We start from the raw sequence: 17,812 nt of genomic DNA, 5'->3' as shown, positions 1-17,812 counted from the left end.
TCCTCTTGTCAGAGACTGTGACCAAAGACCATGGCCAAAGATGGTGTCGACAGTACGTACCTTAAAGTAGTGCTGACACGTACAACAATCAAACCCAGCCAAGCGCCGCGCCCTATTGTCGGCAGAAGGCTCAATTCCCAGTGAGGCAGTGGAACATTGTAAGGCTTCAACTGTCGCAAATTTACGCCAGCATGGAAGTCGCAACTGAAAGTAACTTTCAGCAAATATCAGCAATGGTTAAACTATTTCCAGAATGCTAGCGAAAGAAATGAGATGCCACCTCGACAGAGGCAGGCGATACCGTCATTTTAAGGTATCCTTGTTACAGTAATGGGCATCAGTACCGGTTTACCAGGACATCGATTTTCATAAGCACTCACGACACCAGCCCCTGTTGTGTCGGGCTTATGGAAAAGGTTATTTGCCGAGTCGCGCAGGACAGGCGGCGAGTATCACGAATTGGCTCAGTGGAGTGAAGAGAACGGATGGGAGATCACTTGGAAGAACAATTTCAGGCGCTTGGACCCCAGGAGTCGGGAGTCCCGGAGCATGCCGATCAAGATCATATCTTGATCATTGAAGATGATCGGCGCCTGGCTGAGCTGACCCGTGATTACCTCGAGGCCAATGGCTTCCAGGTGACACTGGAGGCCGATGGCGCCAAGGGCGTGGAACGGGTGCTGACGTTGCAGCCGGATCTGGTCATTCTCGACTTGATGTTGCCGGGCGAGGATGGCTTGGCGATCTGCCGTCGGGTGCGGCCCAATTATGCCGGCCCCATCATGATGCTGACGGCGCGCACCGATGATCTCGACCAGGTGCTGGGGCTGGAAATGGGCGCGGATGACTACGTGCCCAAGCCGGTACAGCCGCGTGTTCTCCTGGCGCGCATGCGGGCCTTGCTGCGCCGGGCCGAAGGTCCCGGCCCCGGCGGCGAGATGCGCTTGAGCTTCGAGAATCTCGAGATCGACAATGCCACACGCGAAGCCTGGCTGTCGGGTGAACGGATCGACCTGACCAGCGCCGAGTTCGACCTGCTGTGGCTGTTGGCCAGCAATGCCGGACGTGTCCTCACTCGGGAAGAGATCTTCAGCGAACTGCGGGGGATCAAGTATGACGGCCAGGATCGTTCGATCGACGTTCGCGTCTCGCGTATCCGTCCCAAGGTGGGCGACGATCCCAACCAGCCCCATCGCATCAAGACGGTGCGCAGCAAAGGCTATCTGTTCGTCAAGGACAGCTGATAAAGTCGAAGAAAACAGTTGATGAATAAGGATAGTTGAACGATGTGGCGTGTGCTGTCCCATGGCACCTTTATGCGTTTTTACCTGCTGTTGGCACTGGCACTCTTGCTGGTGTTCAGCATGGCGGTGGCGGGACGCGCCCTTCTCGAACAAGTTCGCCAGGAGCATTATCGGGAGCAGCTGGTGGCCTTGCCCATGGGGTTTCTTACCCACGCCCTGGCGCCGCTTTCTCCGGCTCGTCGCGAAGCCGTTTTACCTCGTTATGCCCACATTCTCGATATGCAACTGACTCTGCGCTCCCTGGAGAACGCCTCGCTGGGCTATTTCGCGCGGGCGCGTCTCGAGCGAGGCAAGGCGCTGGTGGCGGGGTATGAAGGTGAACCGTGGCGCCTGCAGCAGCGCCTGCCCGGACAGAACTGGCTGCTCGAAGCCATACTACCGGAGTGGAGCGAGCGCCAGTGGCAAGGCAGTGTGCGCTTGGCGGGAGAGTGGCTTGGCGCCGTCGCGGGTGAACAGCGTGAAACCCGGCTGCAACAGCTATCCACCAATGGTTGGCCCTTGCGCCTGCTGGACGAGCCTCCGGAGAACTTGAGCGGCTCCCAGCGTGATCTGCTGGAACAGGGTGAAGTGGTGATCCGCCTGCAGGCGGATAGGCTTTCGGTCGCCATGGTGTATCGACTCCCGGGAGAGGAGCAGTGGTTGCATGCGGGCCCCGTGGTGCGCGGTGACGCTCTGCCGAGCAGCTTGCATCTACCCCTCTTGATCGGCCTGGTGGTCGTGCTGGCGCTGATCATCTATCTCATCATGCGCAGTATCGAGTCGCGCATGGCGCGTCTGGAACTGGCCGCCACGCGCATTGCCAGTGGCCGCCTGGAAACCCGGGTCAAGGTGGAGAGCGGCGATTTCCTCGGCCGCCTGGGCATGGCCTTCAACGGCATGGCCAATCAGGTCCAGTCATTGCTGCGCGGGCAGCAGGAGATGATTCGCGCCGTCTCCCACGAGCTGCGCACGCCGGTGGCGCGTATTCGCTTTGCGGTGCAGATGGTTGAGGATATGACCGAAGAGCCGGCGATACGCCGCCAGCTTCAAGGCATCGACAGCGATATCGCCGAGCTGGACGATCTGGTGGATGAAATCCTCACCTATGCTCGCCTGGGCAGCGAAACCATCAACGGCATGGAAATGGAAACCGCATTGGTGGACTGTCGTGCCATGGCCCAGCGTGTCATCGAAACCCTCTCGCCTCTGCACAAGCACCTAGAGCTCTCCCTGGAGCCGGGCGAAGATGTCGAGCTCAACGCGGAGCCCCGTTATCTCCAACGCGCTCTGCAGAACCTGGTCAGCAATGCCTGCCGCTATGCCGAAACCAAGGTGGTGATCCGGCTATGCGACGAGCCACATCTGGTGCGTATCGACGTCGAGGACGACGGGGCGGGTATCCCCCGCGAGGCGCGCGCCGAAGTCTTCAAACCCTTTACCCGCCTGGACGATAGTCGGGCGCGCAGTTCCGGTGGCTATGGTCTGGGGCTTTCCATCGTGCAAAAGATCATGGCCTGGCATCGAGGCAGCGTGACCGTCGATGAAAGCCCCAAACTACATGGCGCGCGCTTTACCCTGTTGATCCCCCGGCGCACCTAGGCGCCTCGGCAGACGGCGCGTTTTAAGCCGGCTTGATACCCGCCAGTACAGCAAACGACGTTTCCCGAGCGGTACGCAGAAAATCCTCCATCCATGGCGCTTCGCGGGTCTCCTCGCGCAAGGCGGCGTAAAGCGTTCCCCACACGCCCTCCGGACCCAGGCGCACGGCAGTGACGTAGTTGCGCTCCAGGTATTCGGTCAAGGCCCAGTTGGGTAGGGCGCAGACGCCACGACCACTGGCCACCAACTGCATCATCATGATAGTCAGCTCGGCGGTACGAATCTCCTTGGGCCGGATGCCCGCCGGATCCAGAAACTGGGTGAAGATATCCAGGCGCGACTGTTCCACCGGATAAGTGATCAGGGTTTCCTCGCGGATATCTTGTGCCGAAACGAAAGGCTTTCCCGTCAGGGGGTGCTGCCTGGCCACCGCAAGAAGCCCCTCGTAGCGAAACAGCGGCTCGTAGTGCACCCCGGACAGCGGCTGGGGATCGGCGGTGATCACCAGGTCGAGCTGCTCACGCGCCAGGGCGGGCAGGGGATCGAAGTGATGACCGCTGGGGATATCGATCTCCACTTCCGGCCAGTGGTCGCGGAAATGATCCACCGTCGGCATCAACCACTGAAAACAGCTATGGCACTCGATGGCCATGTGCAGCCTGCCCTGTTCGGTTCCCGCCAGGCGCGCCAGATCACGCTCGGCAACCCGTACTTGGGGCAGTATCTGCTCGCTCAAAGCCAGCAGGCGCAGCCCGGCGCGGGTGAACTCCACCGGGCGAGACTTGCGGATGAACAGGGCGCTACCCAGCCGCGCCTCGAGATCCTTGAGCTGGTGGGAAAGGGCCGATTGGGTCAGGTGGACGCGCTCGGCGGCTTCCACCAGCGAACCGGTATCGCGCAAGGCGACCAAAGTGCGCAAATGACGTAGCTCTAGCATGGCTGAGTTTCATTCATGATGATCATTAAAATCTTTAGTTTGATTCAATTTTAGCCTGGCGCCAGACTGTGCCGAATCATTCACGTTGGCAGGTTTCATCATGACAGTTTCTCATATTCTGGGTTATCCCCGCATCGGCGCGCAGCGCGAATTGAAAAAAGCCACGGAAGCCTACTGGAAAGGCGAGATGGATCGCGAGTCGCTCGAAGCCAGCGCCCGAGAGCTGCGCAGTCGCCATTGGCAGGCGCAGCATAGCGCGGGCCTGGACTGGGTCACGGTGGGCGACTTCGCTTTCTACGATCAGGTGCTCAACGTTTCCACGCTGCTGGGCGCCGTGCCCCAGCGCTTCGCGGCGGACTCGGAAGTGGCCCAAGGCGATATCGACCTCGACACGACCTTCCGCATGGCCCGCGGGCGGGCCCCAAGCGGCACGCCGGCGGCGGCGTGCGAGATGACCAAGTATTTCGACACCAACTATCACTACCTGGTGCCGGAACTGCACCAGGGGCAGCGCTTTCAGCTGGCCACGCAGCGCCTGTTCGATGAAGTGGCAGAAGCACAACAGCTGGGTTACAACGTCAAGGTTACCTTGACCGGGCCGCTCACCTGGCTGTGGCTGGGCAAGGAGAAGGGTCAGGCCTTCGAGCGCCTGAGCCTGCTCGAAGGCGTGCTGGACGTCTACTGTGAAATACTTACGCGTCTGGCGGGCCAGGGAGTCGAGTGGGTGCAGCTGGACGAGCCTGCACTGGTACAGGATCTACCTTTGGCGTGGCAACAAGCCTATGAGCGTGCCTATCATCGTCTCCAGGCCGCGCCGCTGAAACTGATGGTGGCGACCTATTTCGGCGCCTTGGGAGACAATTTATCACTGGCGACGCGCCTGCCCGTGGCCGGTCTGCACGTGGATGCCGTACGCGCCCCCGAGCAGCTGGATCATGTCATCGACCGCCTCGGCCCGCATCAAGTGCTCTCGGTGGGCGCGGTGGATGGACGCAACATCTGGCGTGCCGACCTGGCCGCGTTGCGCGAACGCCTTCTGCCGGTGCGAGTGCGCCTGGGCAGTCGTCTGTGGCTGGCACCGAGTTGTTCGCTATTGCATGTGCCGGTGGATCTGGACGCTGAAACCGAGCTCGATAGCGAGCTGACTCAGTGGCTGGCTTTCGCTCGCCAGAAGCTGGATGAAGTGGTCAGTCTGTCGCGCTTGTTGGATAACCGGCCGACCGCCGAGGATGAAGCGCGTCTGGCCGCCGCGACTCGCGCCCTGGACGCCCGACGCGACTCGGCGCGCACCCATCGCCAGGCGGTGAAGGAGCGCCTGGCGGCGATCCAGCCCGGTGACAGCGAGCGCCGCAGCGTCTATGCCGAGCGGGCCGTGGCTCAACGGCGCAAGCTGGCCTTGCCGTTGTTTCCCACCACTACCATCGGGTCGTTTCCCCAGACCCAGGATATCCGCGCCGCCCGCCGCGCCTACAAGGCCGGCGAGTTGAGCCGCGAAGCTTACGAGGCGCGCATGCGCGAGGAGATCGCCTACACCATCGAGCGCCAGGACGCCCTGGGCCTGGATGTACCGGTACACGGTGAGGCGGAACGTAACGACATGGTCGAGTACTTTGGCGAGCAACTCGATGGCTTTGCCTTCACCAGGTTCGGCTGGGTGCAGAGTTACGGCTCGCGCTGCGTCAAGCCGCCGATCATCTACGGAGATGTTACCCGGCCCCAGCCGATGACGGTGCGCTGGAGCGAATACGCCCAGAGCCTGACTGACAAGCCGATGAAAGGCATGCTCACGGGGCCGGTGACCATTCTACAGTGGTCGTTCGTGCGCGATGACCAGTCCCGTGCCACCACCTGCCGCCAGATCGCCCTGACCCTGCGCGATGAAGTGAATAGCCTGGAAGCGGCGGGAATCGGCGTGATCCAGATCGACGAGCCGGCCCTGCGCGAGGGTTTGCCGCTGCGCCAGGGCCAATGGCAAGACTACCTGGATTGGGCCGTGGATTGCTTCAAGTTGAGTGCGGCGGGCGTGCGGGACGAAACTCAGATCCACACCCACATGTGCTACTCGGAATTCAACGACATCATCGCCGCCATTGCCGCCCTGGATGCCGATGTCATCACCATCGAGACGTCACGGTCGGACATGGAACTGCTGGACGCCTTTCAGGACTTCGCCTACCCCAACGAGATCGGGCCGGGTGTCTACGATATCCATACCCCCAACATTCCCGATGTCGAATGGATGGTGCAGTTGATGGAGAAGGCGTTGGAAAAGATTCCCGCCGAGCGCCTATGGGTCAACCCCGATTGTGGGCTCAAGACCCGCGGCTGGGCCGAGGTCGAGCCGGCGCTGGCCAATATGGTACAAGCCGCTGAAGTGCTGCGCCGCCGCCACGGCTAAGACAACCCTTGGCCTAACCTTTCGCCCCCGCTGCCGTTCCCGGCGCGGGGGCGTTCGGGTTGGTCACGGCAGCAGCGACACGGGTCAGTTCTTGGTGGCGTAGGCGTAGAGCAGGGTCTCCTGGGCACTGATGGGAGCGCTGCCGCCAGGACATTGCAGTTCATAGTTGCCATCGGCCTTGAGTAGCCAGCTCTGGCAGTTGTCCACCAGGTAGGTCTCCAGGTCCTTGCGCACCCGGGTAGCCAGTTTCCTGTCCAGCAGCGGGAAGCAGGTCTCCACGCGATGGAACATGTTGCGTGCCATCAGGTCGGCGCTAGAGCACCAGGTTTCTGCCGCGCCGTCATTGTGAAAATGAAAGACCCGGGTATGCTCGAGAAAGCGCCCGATGATCGAGCGCACACGGATATTGTCCGAGATGCCTTCAACGCCGGGGCGCAAACAGCACATGCCGCGGATGATCAGGTCGCATTCGACACCCGCCTGGGAGGCGCGGTAGAGCGCCTGGATCAGCTTGGGCTCGGTGAGCGAGTTGCACTTGAAGATAAGGCGGGCCCGGCGACCCTTGAGGGCATGCTGGGCCTCGCGATCGATCATTTCGACCAACCGTTCATGCAGGGTGAAAGGAGCGTGCAACAGCTTGTCGACACGTCTTGCCTTGCCCATGCCGGAAAGCTGCTGGAAGACCTTGTGTACATCGGCACACAGCTGGGGGTTGGCGGTCAGCAGGCTGTAGTCGGTGTAGAGCTTGGCGGTCTTGGAGTGGTAGTTGCCGGTGCCGAGATGGGCGTAATGGCGCAGCGCGCCTTTCTCCCGGCGCACGATATGCAGCATCTTGGCGTGGGTCTTGTAGGCCATGATGCCGTAGATCACGATCGCTCCGGCTTCCTGCAGGCGGGCCGCCAGGCCCAGGTTGTCGGCCTCGTCGAAGCGGGCGCGCAGCTCGATCACCACCGTGACTTCCTTGCCCTGGCTTGCGGCTTCCACCAGGGCGCCGACGATCGGCGACTCCGTACCGGTCCGGTAAAGCGTCTGCTTGATCGCCAGCACATCCGGGTCCCGCGCCGCCTCCCGCAGCAAATCTTCTATCGGGCAGAACGACTGGAAGGGGTGGTGGAGCAGCACATCGCCACGGGCGATGGCACTGAAGAGGCTGCCGCTCTTGAATGCCTTGGGCACACCGGGAGTAAAAGGACGGTAGAGCAGCTCGGGGCGATCGACGTCGCCCAGCACCGCCATCATGCGCGTCAGGTTGACCGGCCCCTTGACCCGGTAGAGGTCTTGCGGCTCCAGCTCGAACTGGGCGAGGAGAAAATCCGCCAGTCCGTCGGGGCAGGTATCGGCCACTTCCAGGCGCACGCCGCTGCCGTAGCGTCTCGCCAGCAGTTCGCCGCGCAGTGCCGATGCCAGGTCGGAGACCTCGTCGGGATCGACGCTCAGATCGGCGTTACGCGTCAGGCGGAACTGGTAACAGCCGCGCACGCGCATGCCGGGAAAGAGTTCGTCGGCGTGGGAGTGGATCATCGACGAGAGGAAGATGTATTCGGAAAAACCCTCCTCGCAAAGCGCCTTGGGCAAGGCGACCAGGCGTGGCAGTGAGCGTGGCGCCGGCAGGATCGCCATGCCGCCGGCGCGACCGAAGGCGTCCTTGCCTTCCAGCTCGACGATGAAGTTGAGGCTCTTGTTGACCAGGCGCGGGAACGGGTGCGAGGGGTCGAGGCCGATGGGGCTGATGACCGGCATGATCTCGTTGTCGAAGAACTCCCGTACCCAGCTTTTCTGTGCCGCCGTCCACTGTGTGCGGCGGCGAAAGCGCAACCCCTGGGTTTCCAGCTCGGGGAGCAGGGCGTCGTTGAGTATCTGATATTGCCGGGCGATCTGTTCATGGGCGACGTCGGCAATCTCGGCCAGCACCGCTTTGGGCAGCCGGCCGTCGGCACCGGTGGAGGCATCGCCCAGTAATACGTTGCGCTTGAGCCCGGCGACGCGAATCTCGAAGAACTCGTCCATGTTGGATGAGAAGATCAGCAGAAACATCAACCGGTTGAGCAGCGGGTGGGCCGTATCCAGCGCCTGTTCCAGTACCCGAGTATTGAACTTGAGATGGGAAAGCTCACGGTTGAAGTAGAGCTGGGGGTCGGAAAGATCCGTTTCTAGCGGCGCGGCGTTGCGGGCGTGGATGCCGGCCTGGGTGCGGTTGACCCGCAATGGCGGCTCGCTTGGAACATCACCGGTCCCGACCAGGGCCGCCGTCGACAGCTCCGTGGCAGACATTTCCGGTGAAGGCTGTTCAGTTGCAGAAGACCGTTCAGTTGCAGAGGGCGAGGACTCTTTAGTGGCCTTGATTTCCATGGAGCCTCCCTTGCGTGATGGTCAATTATGCTGAGAAATATGCGTGAAAGCGATCTGCCGGTCAGTATGGTGGAATAGTATGGGTAAAGAATATGACAGCGAGGTTTCACTCGCTGCCGTGGTAACTGTGCTCAGCGGCGTTGCAGCAGGCGGGCCGCTTCCAGGGCGAAGTAGGTCAGGATGCCGTCGGCTCCCGCTCGCTTGAAGCACATCAGCGACTCCAGAATGACCGGCTCGGGTTCCAGCCAGCCATTGTCGAAAGCGGCCCGGTGCATGGCGTACTCACCGCTGACCTGGTAAGCGAAGGTCGGTACCTGGAGCTCCTGCTTGACGCGTCGCACCACATCCAGGTAAGGCATGCCCGGCTTGACCATTACCATGTCGGCACCTTCGGCGATATCCATGGCCACCTCGTGAATCGCTTCATCGCTGTTGGCGGGGTCCATCTGGTAGGTGCGCTTGTCCGCCTTGCCCAGATTGCCGGCGGAGCCCACCGCGTCGCGGAACGGCCCGTAATACTTGGAGGCATACTTGGCACTGTAGGCCATGATGCGCACGTTATGCAGGTTCTCCTGTTCGAGCACCTGGCGAATGGCACCGATACGGCCGTCCATCATGTCGGAGGGCGCCACCACGTCGGCGCCGGCTTCGGCGTGGGACAGGGCCTGCTTGAGCAGGGTGTCGACGGTGCGGTCGTTCTGCACGTAGCCCTGCTCGTCGATGATGCCGTCCTGGCCGTGGCTGGTGTAGGGGTCGAGGGCCACATCGGTGATGATGCCGAGTTCGGGCAGCGCCTCCTTCAGCGCGCGGACGCTACGCTGGACCAGGCCGTTGGCGTTATACGCCTCCTCGGCCAGTTCGCTTTTCTGTTCGTCGCCCACCACCGGAAACAGCGCCAGGGCGGGAATGCCAAGCTGGTAGGCTTCGCGCGCCTGCTCCAGCAGCAGATCCAGGGACAAGCGTTCGACCCCGGGCATCGAAGCCACGGCTTCGCGCTGGTTGTCGCCCTCGGTGACGAAGACCGGCAGGATAAGATCGGCCGGGGAGAGCGTGGCCTCCTGCATCAGGCGGCGCGAGAAGTCGTCACGGCGCATACGACGCAGGCGGGTGGCGGGGAAATGTCGGGGCATGCTCAAGGCTCTTCTCCAAAATCCGAAACGGGACACCAGGCCGCATTGGGCGGCGGGCAGCTTTACCGAGTATATCAGCCGCGCCCCCCGGCGAAAGCCGCCTTGTGGCGGAACGGGAGACTCTCTAAAGTAAGCCTCTACCCTAGACGCTGTTTTTTACAACAGCTTGGTTCATGGCACGGCCATGGGGCGAAATCATTTTGGTAAGGAGACAGGCATGACCAAACAGGTGGCAGTGGTGCTGGCAGGCTGCGGCGTGTTCGATGGCTCGGAGATCTACGAAACCACGCTGACGTTGCTGCGGCTGGATCAGTTGGGCATCGGGTATCGCTGTTTTGCCCCGGATATCGAGCAGACTCAGGTGGTGAACCATCTCACCCAACAGGCGATGCCGGACGAGTCGCGCAACGTGCTGGTGGAGTCGGCCCGTCTGGCACGGGGGGAGATCAGCCCGCTCACCGACCTCGACGCCGACGACTTCGATGCGGTGATCGTTCCCGGTGGTTTCGGTGTCGCCAAGAATCTCTCCGACTTCGCCGAGGCCGGAGATGCCATGCAGGTGCTGGAGTCGCTCAAGACGGCACTGGAAGGCTTCAAGGAGGATGCCAAGCCCATCGGTCTGATGTGCATCTCACCGGTATTGGTACCGCGTCTGCTGGGGGACGGCGTGGCCGTGACCGTGGGCCACGACCCGGGTGTCTCCGGGGCCATCAGTGCCATGGGAGGGCTGCATCGCGGCTGCGGCGTGGAGGATATCGTCGTTGACCTCGAGCACCGCGTGGTCACCACCCCGGCCTACATGCTGGCGACCCGTCTCAGTGAAGCGGCTACCGGTATCTTCAAGCTTGTCGATCGTATCGATGAAATGATGGACTGAATCCCTCTATTACCTTCCCTCAAGACAGAAAACGGCCCCAAAGGGGCCGTTTTTAGCTGTTGATGAAGTATAGCCGTCCTCATCCAGGCTAGAACAATCCTAATGCGGGGGCGCTATAAAACCCATCCAAGCCGTTTTTTCATTCGTCCTCGACGACATCCTGCTCTTCCGACCGGCGCTTGCGCACCAGGCGACCGAACAGCAACCCCACTTCATAGAGCAGGTACATGGGCACCGCCAGCAGGCTCTGGGAAATTACATCCGGCGGGGTCAGCAGCATTCCCACCACGAAGCACCCCAGAATGATGTAGGGACGCTTTTTCGACAGACTTTCCACGCTGGACGCCCCTGAAAGGATCAGCAGGAAAGTGGCGATGGGAATCTCGAAGGCTACCCCGAAAGCGAAGAACAGCTTCAGTACGAAGTTGAGGTACTGGTTGATGTCGGTCATCACCGCCACATTTTCCGGCCCGGTCTGGGTGAAAAACTGGAACAGCAGGGGAAACACGACGTAATAGGCAAACGCGGCTCCGGCGTAGAAAAGCGCGATGCTGGAGACCAGAATCGGCACGGCCAGGGCCTTTTCGTTGTCATAGAGCCCGGGGGCGACAAACGCCCAGGCCTGATGCAGGACATAAGGAATGGCGATGAAAATCGCCACCACCAGGGTCAGCTTGAACGGCGCCAGGAAGGGCGAGGCCACTTCGGTGGCAATCATCTGCGACCCGGCTGGCAACAATGCCATCAGCGGCTGGGCGACAAAGGAGTAGATATCGTTGGCAAAGGAGTAGAGGCCGAGAAACACGACCACCACCACCACCACCGAGCGCATCAGACGCGAGCGTAACTCGATCAGGTGCTCGATCAGCGGTGTCTGTTCCTGTGCATCGTTGGTGGTGCTCATCGAGAATCAGCGTCCTTCTGCGGGTCGGCTTGCTCGGGGGCGGTGTCGCGTACCGTTGCCAGGGCATCGTCCAGGCGCGATGTCGCGCGGTCCACGCGGGTTTGCGTCGAATCCTCGGCGTCGCTTGCCGCCGTCTCCTGCGGTTCGCTTTCAGCGCTGGGTTTCGCTGCGGGCGAATCGCCCAGGCTCTCGACGTCGCGCTTGGCCTTCTGCAGGCTGTCATCGAGCTTCTTGTGCTGCTCGTTGAGCTTCTGGCGCAACTCCTCGGCTTCCAGCTGAGCGTTGATTTCGCGCTGCATGCCGGACACGGTCCGCTTGATCTTGCCGATCCACAGGCCCAGCGTCCGTGCCGCTTTAGGCAATCGCTCCGGGCCGAGCACCAGCAAGCCCACCACGGCGATAATCAGCAGTTCGAGAAAGCCCATATCAAACATGGGGCTTACTTGCGCTCGTCGGAGTTTTCGGTCTTCTTCTCTTCCGCCTGCACGTCGTAGGTGTTGCCACGCTCTTCATGGCTCACCTTGGCTTGCGGCGCATCCTTGTCGGTATCGTTCTTGTCGCCTTTCTCCTCCTCGTGCATGGCGCTCTTGAATCCCTTGACCGCGCCGCCCAGGTCGGTACCCACGTTACGTAGTTTCTTGGTGCCGAAAACCAGGATGATGATGCCCAGCACGATCAGCAGCTGCCAAATACTGATGCCACCTAACATATGCGTTCTCCTCGTTGAGAATGTCGTTGAGTCTGTCTTTGAAAGCGCCTTTGAAAGCGTCTGTGAGAATGTCTTGTCTTTGAGATTGCTGCAGGTTGAAGCTGAATTCTGTGTCGGTCCGGTTCGTGTCAGCGTTGCCGAGCAGCCTTTTCCTCATGCCCTGATATCCCGAAGCGTCGTGCCAGTTCGTCCAGAACTGGCTGATGATCCAGCCCCATATGCGAAAGCATGACCAGGCTATGAAACCACAGGTCGGCGGTTTCGGCGACTAGTGCTTGACGTTCGCTCTCGCCGTTGCCTTCGGCATCCTTGGCGGCAAGCAAAGTCTCCGTGGCTTCCTCGCCGACTTTCTCGAGTATCTTGTTCAATCCCTTGTGATGCAAGGAGGCGACATACGATGTTTCGGGGTCGGCATCGCGACGCTGTTTGAGCACTTCGGCCAGGGCGTCGAGCACCGGTTCGGGCGAATTGGGTGAGCCTGTTGGGTCTGCCATACGCGGTACTCCGTGATCAAGCTAATGAGAAAGCGCCAAGGCCGTGCTAGTGCCAGACCAGCAGGGCCAGACCGGCGACGGCGGCGGCCAGTACCGGCCAGTCCTGGGTCAGCGCCCATTGCGTCAGCGGTTGCCAGGCCAGGGCCAGCGCCACCAGGATCAACCCCAGGCGCAGGCGGTACTGGCGCTTGTGCTGACGCTGAAGATGGCAGCGGATGCCGTCGAGGGAATCGACTTGCTGGTGGCGTTGGCGATGTTCGTGTTCCATGCGGCTGAGGGCCTGATGAGCGAGCACCGGCAGCTCGGGCAGTTGTTGCGAGAGCTCCGGGGCCTGGCGTTTAAGCGATTCCCAAAGCCCGACGACGCCTGCTCGCTCCTTCATCCACCGCTCGAGATAAGGCTTGGCGGTGCTCCACAGGTCCAGATCCGGGTGCAACTGGCGACCCAGGCCCTCGATATTGAGCAGGGTCTTCTGGAGCAGCACCAGTTGCGGCTGCACTTCCATATTGAAACGCCGTGCGGTCTGGAACAGGCCCAGCAGCACCTGGCCGAAGGAGATGTCCTTGAGCGGTTTTTCCAGAATGGGCTCGCATACCGTGCGAATGGCGGCGGCGAACTCGTTGGCGCGGGTGTTTTCGCCGACCCAGCCGGACTCGATATGCAGCGCCGCGACTTCGTAATAGTCCTGGTGGAAGAATGCCAGCAGGTTGCGCGCCAGATAGTCTTGGTCTTCACGTGTCAGGCTGCCGACGATGCCGCAGTCGATGGCGATATACTGCGGATCCTCGGGATCGTCGCAGTTGACGAAGATATTGCCGGGGTGCATGTCGGCATGGAAGAAGTTGTCGCGGAACACCTGGGTGAAGAAAATCTCGACGCCCCGTTCGGCGAGCTTTTTCAGGTTGGTTCCCCGCGCTCGCAAGGCGGCGGTATCCGCTACGGGAATGCCGTGGATTCGCTCCTGCACCATGACGCGACGACGGGTCAACGGCCAGTGGATAGTGGGCACGAACAGCAGCGGCGAATCCTTGAAGTTGCGCTTGAGCTGCGATGTGTTGGCGGCCTCCTTGTACAGGTCCAGCTCGTCGAACAGTGTGGCCTCGTAGTCGCGAATGACCTCCACAGGGCGCAGCCGGCGCGCTTCGGGCACCTTGCTCAGCAGCTTGCCGACCTGGTACATCAGCGCCATGTCCTGGCGCATCACGCGGTCGATGTCCGGGCGAATGATCTTGACCACCACCTGCTCGCCGCTATGTAATACCGCCGCATGGACCTGAGCGATGGAGGCGGACGCCAGCGGGGCGCGATCGAACTCGGCGAACGCCTGGGCCAACGTCATCTCCAGCTCTTTCTCGACCCGCGCTACGGCCTTGTCGCCGGGGAAAGGGGGGACCTGGTCCTGTAGCCGCTTGAGTTCGTCGGCGATATCTTCCGGGAGCAGGTCGCGCCGGGTGGAGAGCATCTGGCCGAACTTGATGAAGATCGGCCCCAAGGCTTCCAGGGCCAGACGCAGCCGCTCGCCGCGGGAGCGCTTGCCTACCGGGATCAGGCGCAACGGCGAAAGCCATAACAGCGTGCGTAACCACCACGGCAGCCGCTCCAGGGGCAGCAGGGTGTCGAGCCGATGGCGGCTGATGACCCAGCCGATACGCAGTAGGCGCAGAATCATCGGGGCGGCTCCTGCTGGGTGAGTCGTCGATGCAGGCGTGCCAGACGCGCTTCCAGCCGGTCGGTGGCCACTTCGAGTTCGGTGAGATGGTCGCGCATTACCTCGTATTGGCGGCGTCCGGGCAGCCACTTGGCTTCCTCGAAGACGTATTCGGAGACGTCCTGCATCAGCTCGTCGCGGGCACGCAGGCCCCAACGTGCCGCACGCCGCAGCCCCTCGGCGAGCGAGTGTGCGGGCGTATCACCCAGCCAGCGCGCCAGTTCGCCCTCCCAGTCGAGATCCAGGTCGAAAAACAGTTCGCGGGTGGCGTCCAGCAAGTGAACGCGCCCACGCACGGCCAGCTTGCCTTCGAACATCAGGCGTTCGAGGGGCGAGCCGCCCAGCCATTCGCCCAGGGTGTCCGGCGTCAGTTCGACCACCGCATCCACTTCCGCCTCTTGTGCTTCGTCACCCCGCAGCAGATCCACACCGTGATGATGAAAGTGCAATATCAGGGCGAAAGAGGGCTGCTCGAAACGGATCAACAATCGGCTACCGGCCAGGGCGTCGAGTCGGGCGGGCGCCGCGGGGTCGCGGGCAAGCAGGGTGTTGAGGGTGCGTTCGAGACCGGCCAGTAGCAGAGTCGGGGTTACCAGCATGCCGACCTCATAGCTTGATGCCGCGATGCAGAGCGACGATACCGCCGGTCAGGTTGGTATATTCCACGCGCTCCAGACCGGCCGTCTCCATCATTGCCTTGAGAGTCTCCTGATTCGGGTGCATGCGAATCGACTCGGCCAGGTAGCGGTAGCTATCGCCGTCGCCGGCGACCAGTTCGCCCATCTTCGGCAGCAGGCGGAAGGAGTATTCATCGTAGGCCTTCGACAGCAGGGGGTTGCCCGGCTTGGAGAATTCCAGCACCAGCAGGCGGCCACCGGGCTTCAACACGCGGGTCATCGAGCGCAGCGCGGCATCCTTGTCGGTGACGTTGCGCAGGCCGAAGGCGATGGTGATGCAGTCGAAGCTGTTGTCGGGAAACGGCAGGCACTCGGCGTTGGCCTGAACGTACTCGACGTTGCCGCCCACGCCGTTGTCCAGCAGCTTGTCGCGGCCCACCTTGAGCATGGAGGCGTTGATATCGGCCAGCACCACCTTGCCGCGGGGGCCGACCAGGTGCGAGAACTTCAAGGTGAGATCGCCCGTGCCACCGGCGATATCGAGCACATGATGACCGGGACGAACGCCGGCGCGCTCCAGTGTCAGGCGCTTCCATATGCGGTGAATGCCCATCGACATCAGGTCGTTCATCACGTCGTAGCGGGCGGCGACCGAGTGAAATACATCGGCGACGCGGGCCGCCTTGTCTTCCACCGGAACTTCCTGGTAACCGAAATGGGTGGTGCGCTTTTCCATGGGGCTCATGTCGCTAGGCTCCCGAATCCTTGGCGGTGGCTATGAGGCATCTTGGCCTTGGCAGTATCGTTGCCGGCTATTGTAGCCTTCTCCGCCGACGATTGTCTTCGCTGTCGGCAGTGACGGCATGTCACAGCTGGCGAATTTCGATGCCCAGCGGCTCGCGGGATGCGCCGGCCTCGCGCAGCCGCTGGAGATAGTCGTTCCAGTAGGCGTCATGATGGGTGGCCAGTTCATGCAGATAATCCCAACTATACAGGCCGGTGTCGTGGCCATCATCGAAATGCAGCTTCAGTGCGTAGCGTCCGGCCTGGGTGATATCGCGTAGGCCCACGTCCTTCTTGCCGACCTGGAGCACGGCGGTATCACGACCGTGGCCGCGGACTTCGGCGGAAGGCGAGTAGACGCGCAGGTATTCCACCGGCAAGCGGAACTCGGTGCCGTCGGCATAGCCAAGCTCCAGTTCCCGAGCTTTCTTGTGGTAATGCACGCGGGTGGGGGTAGGGGCGGGTGAGTTCATCAGTGGGCTAACCTCTAAAAAAGGCGGGCATGGCAACGCTTGCGTTGCACGCAAGCACTATTGCTCTGCCTGCGCTTGAGCAAACGCCACGCATGGAAACAACATCCCTGTTGCCCATGCTAGCTCGGCATCCCTGCCGAGCTGTCGTTTGCTTTCTACGCTTGGCAATCGCGCACTTGCTAAGGCAGCGTTATGCGTTGCCATTGCCACGCGCAATGGTTGCTGATTTACAGAATATACCGCGACAGATCCTCGTCTACCGCCAGTTCGCCGAGCTGGGCATTGACGTAGGCGGCATCGATGGTCAAGGGGCCGTCCATGTCGCCGCCCTTGAACGAGGCCTCTTCCAGCAGGCGCTCCATCACCGTGTGCAGGCGCCGTGCCCCGATGTTCTCGGTGCCTTCGTTGACCTGCCAGGAAATCTCGGCGATACGCTCGATACCGTCGGGAGTGAACTCTATATCCAGTCCTTCGGTGGCCAGCAGCGCCTGGTACTGCTTGGTCAACGAAGCTGACGGCTCGGTCAGGATGCGCTTGAAGTCACCGGGTGTCAGGGCATCGAGCTCCACGCGGATCGGCAGACGCCCCTGCAGCTCTGGAATCAGATCCGACGGCCGCGACAGGTGGAAGGCGCCGGAGGCGATGAACAGGATATGATCGGTTTTGACCATGCCGTACTTGGTCGAGACGGTGGAACCTTCGATCAATGGCAGCAGGTCGCGCTGCACACCTTCGCGGGAGACTTCGCCGCCGCTGGACTGGCCGCTGCCCTTGGCCACCTTGTCGATCTCATCCAGGAAGACGATGCCGTGCTGCTCCACCGCTTCCACGGCGCGCGCCTTGATATCGTCCTCGTTGACCAGCTTGGCGGCCTCTTCATCGCGCAGCAGGGAGAAGGCGTCCTTCACCGTTACACGGCGGGTTTCACGCTTCTGCTGGCCCATGTTGGAAAACATGCTCTGCAGCTGGCTGGTCATCTCTTCCATGCCCGGCGGGGTCATGATGTCGATACCCGGCCCTTGGGAGGAGACTTCGATATCGATCTCCTTGTCGTCCAACTGGCCTTCGCGCAGCTTCTTGCGGAAGGTCTGGCGCGTGCCGCTGTCTTCCCGGGGCTTGTCTTCCTGCCCTCGCGGCGGCGGCAGCAAGGCGTCGAGGATACGATCCTCGGCGGCGTCCTCGGCGCGGTGGCCGACCTCCTCCTTGGCCTGCTCGCGCACCATCTTGATGGCGGCCTCGATCAGGTCGCGGATGATCGATTCCACATCGCGGCCGACATAACCCACTTCGGTGAACTTGGTCGCTTCCACCTTGATGAACGGCGCCCTGGCCAGTTTCGCCAGGCGGCGGGCGATCTCGGTCTTGCCCACGCCGGTGGGGCCGATCATGAGGATGTTCTTGGGGGTGACTTCCGGGCGCAGTTCGTCATCCAGCTGCATGCGGCGCCAGCGGTTGCGCAGGGCGATGGCCACGGCGCGCTTGGCGTCCTGCTGGCCGATGATGTATTGATCCAGCGCATGAACGATTTCACGGGGCGTCATCTGGGTCATG

At 61.8% G+C, this 17,812-nt stretch carries 16 protein-coding genes; 4 read left to right on the top strand and 12 right to left on the bottom strand.

Translation table 11 applies throughout. The features are described from left to right. The first annotated feature begins 485 nt into the window (after window positions 1–485). Together R5M92_RS12495 and R5M92_RS12490 are read left to right on the top strand one after the other, a co-directional pair. Window positions 486–1,244 (top strand): winged helix-turn-helix domain-containing protein, encoded by a 759-nt coding sequence (locus R5M92_RS12495; protein ID WP_346796277.1) that lies wholly within the window; start codon window positions 486–488, stop codon window positions 1,242–1,244. A gap of 42 nt (window positions 1,245–1,286) precedes the next feature. Further along, window positions 1,287–2,882, top strand: coding sequence for an ATP-binding protein (locus R5M92_RS12490; RefSeq protein ID WP_346796276.1), 1,596 nt, complete (start codon window positions 1,287–1,289; stop codon window positions 2,880–2,882). A 22-nt stretch (window positions 2,883–2,904) separates the two neighbouring features. On the opposite strand, the gene R5M92_RS12485 is transcribed toward R5M92_RS12490, so the two are convergent. After that, on the bottom strand, window positions 2,905–3,819 hold the full coding sequence (locus tag R5M92_RS12485) for a LysR family transcriptional regulator (protein ID WP_346796275.1): 915 nt from the start codon (window positions 3,817–3,819) through the stop codon (window positions 2,905–2,907). 100 nt (window positions 3,820–3,919) lie between these two features. Here R5M92_RS12485 and metE point away from each other — a divergent pair, with 100 nt between their 5' ends. After that, a complete protein-coding gene (metE, locus tag R5M92_RS12480) occupies window positions 3,920–6,217 on the top strand; it encodes a 5-methyltetrahydropteroyltriglutamate--homocysteine S-methyltransferase (protein ID WP_346796274.1) in 2,298 nt (765 codons plus the stop codon). An 84-nt stretch (window positions 6,218–6,301) separates the two neighbouring features. Here metE and ppk1 read toward each other — a convergent pair whose 3' ends face one another. Beyond that, complete coding sequence (gene ppk1, locus R5M92_RS12475; protein ID WP_346799360.1) at window positions 6,302–8,488, bottom strand: polyphosphate kinase 1; 2,187 nt, start codon at window positions 8,486–8,488, stop codon at window positions 6,302–6,304. A gap of 209 nt (window positions 8,489–8,697) precedes the next feature. Further along, the gene (gene hemB, locus R5M92_RS12470; RefSeq protein ID WP_346796273.1) at window positions 8,698–9,696 is read right to left on the bottom strand and encodes a porphobilinogen synthase; all 999 of its coding nucleotides are present in this window, start codon (window positions 9,694–9,696) and stop codon (window positions 8,698–8,700) included. Window positions 9,697–9,913: 217 nt separating this feature from the next. Here hemB and elbB point away from each other — a divergent pair, with 217 nt between their 5' ends. Further along, entirely contained in the window at window positions 9,914–10,573 is a 660-nt protein-coding gene (gene elbB / locus R5M92_RS12465; RefSeq protein ID WP_346796272.1) for an isoprenoid biosynthesis glyoxalase ElbB, read from the top strand. Between the two features lie 139 nt (window positions 10,574–10,712). On the opposite strand, the gene tatC is transcribed toward elbB, so the two are convergent. The 9 genes from tatC to hslU all read right to left on the bottom strand — a co-directional run bounded on the left by tatC (window position 10,713) and on the right by hslU (window position 17,811). Beyond that, window positions 10,713–11,477 carry a twin-arginine translocase subunit TatC gene (gene tatC, locus R5M92_RS12460; RefSeq protein ID WP_346796271.1) on the bottom strand — a complete coding sequence of 255 codons (765 nt, stop codon included), beginning with the start codon at window positions 11,475–11,477 and terminating at the stop codon, window positions 10,713–10,715. Next, window positions 11,474–11,911, bottom strand: a complete 438-nt coding sequence (tatB, locus tag R5M92_RS12455) for a Sec-independent protein translocase protein TatB (protein ID WP_346796270.1) — start codon at window positions 11,909–11,911, stop codon at window positions 11,474–11,476. The genes tatC and tatB overlap by 4 nt, the downstream gene beginning before the upstream one ends. A gap of 5 nt (window positions 11,912–11,916) precedes the next feature. Next, window positions 11,917–12,186, bottom strand: coding sequence for a Sec-independent protein translocase subunit TatA (gene tatA, locus R5M92_RS12450; RefSeq protein WP_346796269.1), 270 nt, complete (start codon window positions 12,184–12,186; stop codon window positions 11,917–11,919). Between the two features lie 128 nt (window positions 12,187–12,314). Next, window positions 12,315–12,680: a phosphoribosyl-ATP diphosphatase gene (locus R5M92_RS12445; RefSeq protein WP_346796267.1), complete on the bottom strand. Its 366-nt coding sequence runs from the start codon at window positions 12,678–12,680 to the stop codon at window positions 12,315–12,317. Between the two features lie 46 nt (window positions 12,681–12,726). Next, complete coding sequence (ubiB, locus tag R5M92_RS12440) at window positions 12,727–14,349, bottom strand: ubiquinone biosynthesis regulatory protein kinase UbiB (RefSeq protein WP_346796265.1); 1,623 nt, start codon at window positions 14,347–14,349, stop codon at window positions 12,727–12,729. Then, window positions 14,346–14,987, bottom strand: a complete 642-nt coding sequence (locus R5M92_RS12435) for a ubiquinone biosynthesis accessory factor UbiJ (protein WP_346796263.1) — start codon at window positions 14,985–14,987, stop codon at window positions 14,346–14,348. The genes ubiB and R5M92_RS12435 overlap by 4 nt, the downstream gene beginning before the upstream one ends. Before the next feature lie 7 nt (window positions 14,988–14,994). After that, entirely contained in the window at window positions 14,995–15,750 is a 756-nt protein-coding gene (ubiE, locus tag R5M92_RS12430) for a bifunctional demethylmenaquinone methyltransferase/2-methoxy-6-polyprenyl-1,4-benzoquinol methylase UbiE (protein ID WP_346796262.1), read from the bottom strand. A 121-nt stretch (window positions 15,751–15,871) separates the two neighbouring features. Further along, window positions 15,872–16,261, bottom strand: a complete 390-nt coding sequence (locus R5M92_RS12425) for a DUF971 domain-containing protein (RefSeq protein ID WP_346796261.1) — start codon at window positions 16,259–16,261, stop codon at window positions 15,872–15,874. Window positions 16,262–16,488: 227 nt separating this feature from the next. Next, entirely contained in the window at window positions 16,489–17,811 is a 1,323-nt protein-coding gene (gene hslU, locus R5M92_RS12420; RefSeq protein ID WP_346796260.1) for an ATP-dependent protease ATPase subunit HslU, read from the bottom strand. Window position 17,812: the final 1 nt, after the last annotated feature.

Source organism: Halomonas sp. Bachu 37 (genome assembly GCF_039691755.1).
GTDB classification, from domain to species: Bacteria; Pseudomonadota; Gammaproteobacteria; order Pseudomonadales; family Halomonadaceae; genus Vreelandella; species Vreelandella kashgarensis.
The sequence above is the reverse complement of the archived record's forward strand: the minus strand, read 5'-3'. Positions and strand labels throughout refer to the sequence as shown.

Bases quoted from the DNA above. Each gene is read 5' to 3' on its own strand.
- R5M92_RS12425 (WP_346796261.1), bottom strand. From the start codon at position 16,261: ATGAACTCACCCGCCCCTACCCCCACCCGCGTGCATTACCACAAGAAA.
- R5M92_RS12445 (WP_346796267.1), bottom strand. From the start codon at position 12,680: ATGGCAGACCCAACAGGCTCACCCAATTCGCCCGAACCGGTGCTCGAC.
- hslU (WP_346796260.1), bottom strand. From the start codon at position 17,811: ATGACCCAGATGACGCCCCGTGAAATCGTTCATGCGCTGGATCAATAC.
- R5M92_RS12435 (WP_346796263.1), bottom strand. From the start codon at position 14,987: ATGCTGGTAACCCCGACTCTGCTACTGGCCGGTCTCGAACGCACCCTC.
- tatB (WP_346796270.1), bottom strand. From the start codon at position 11,911: ATGTTTGATATGGGCTTTCTCGAACTGCTGATTATCGCCGTGGTGGGC.
- metE (WP_346796274.1), top strand. From the start codon at position 3,920: ATGACAGTTTCTCATATTCTGGGTTATCCCCGCATCGGCGCGCAGCGC.
- hemB (WP_346796273.1), bottom strand. From the start codon at position 9,696: ATGCCCCGACATTTCCCCGCCACCCGCCTGCGTCGTATGCGCCGTGAC.
- ubiE (WP_346796262.1), bottom strand. From the start codon at position 15,750: ATGAGCCCCATGGAAAAGCGCACCACCCATTTCGGTTACCAGGAAGTT.
- tatC (WP_346796271.1), bottom strand. From the start codon at position 11,477: ATGAGCACCACCAACGATGCACAGGAACAGACACCGCTGATCGAGCAC.
- R5M92_RS12490 (WP_346796276.1), top strand. From the start codon at position 1,287: ATGTGGCGTGTGCTGTCCCATGGCACCTTTATGCGTTTTTACCTGCTG.
- R5M92_RS12485 (WP_346796275.1), bottom strand. From the start codon at position 3,819: ATGCTAGAGCTACGTCATTTGCGCACTTTGGTCGCCTTGCGCGATACC.
- ubiB (WP_346796265.1), bottom strand. From the start codon at position 14,349: ATGATTCTGCGCCTACTGCGTATCGGCTGGGTCATCAGCCGCCATCGG.
- ppk1 (WP_346799360.1), bottom strand. From the start codon at position 8,488: ATGTCTGCCACGGAGCTGTCGACGGCGGCCCTGGTCGGGACCGGTGAT.
- R5M92_RS12495 (WP_346796277.1), top strand. From the start codon at position 486: ATGGGAGATCACTTGGAAGAACAATTTCAGGCGCTTGGACCCCAGGAG.
- elbB (WP_346796272.1), top strand. From the start codon at position 9,914: ATGACCAAACAGGTGGCAGTGGTGCTGGCAGGCTGCGGCGTGTTCGAT.
- tatA (WP_346796269.1), bottom strand. From the start codon at position 12,186: ATGTTAGGTGGCATCAGTATTTGGCAGCTGCTGATCGTGCTGGGCATC.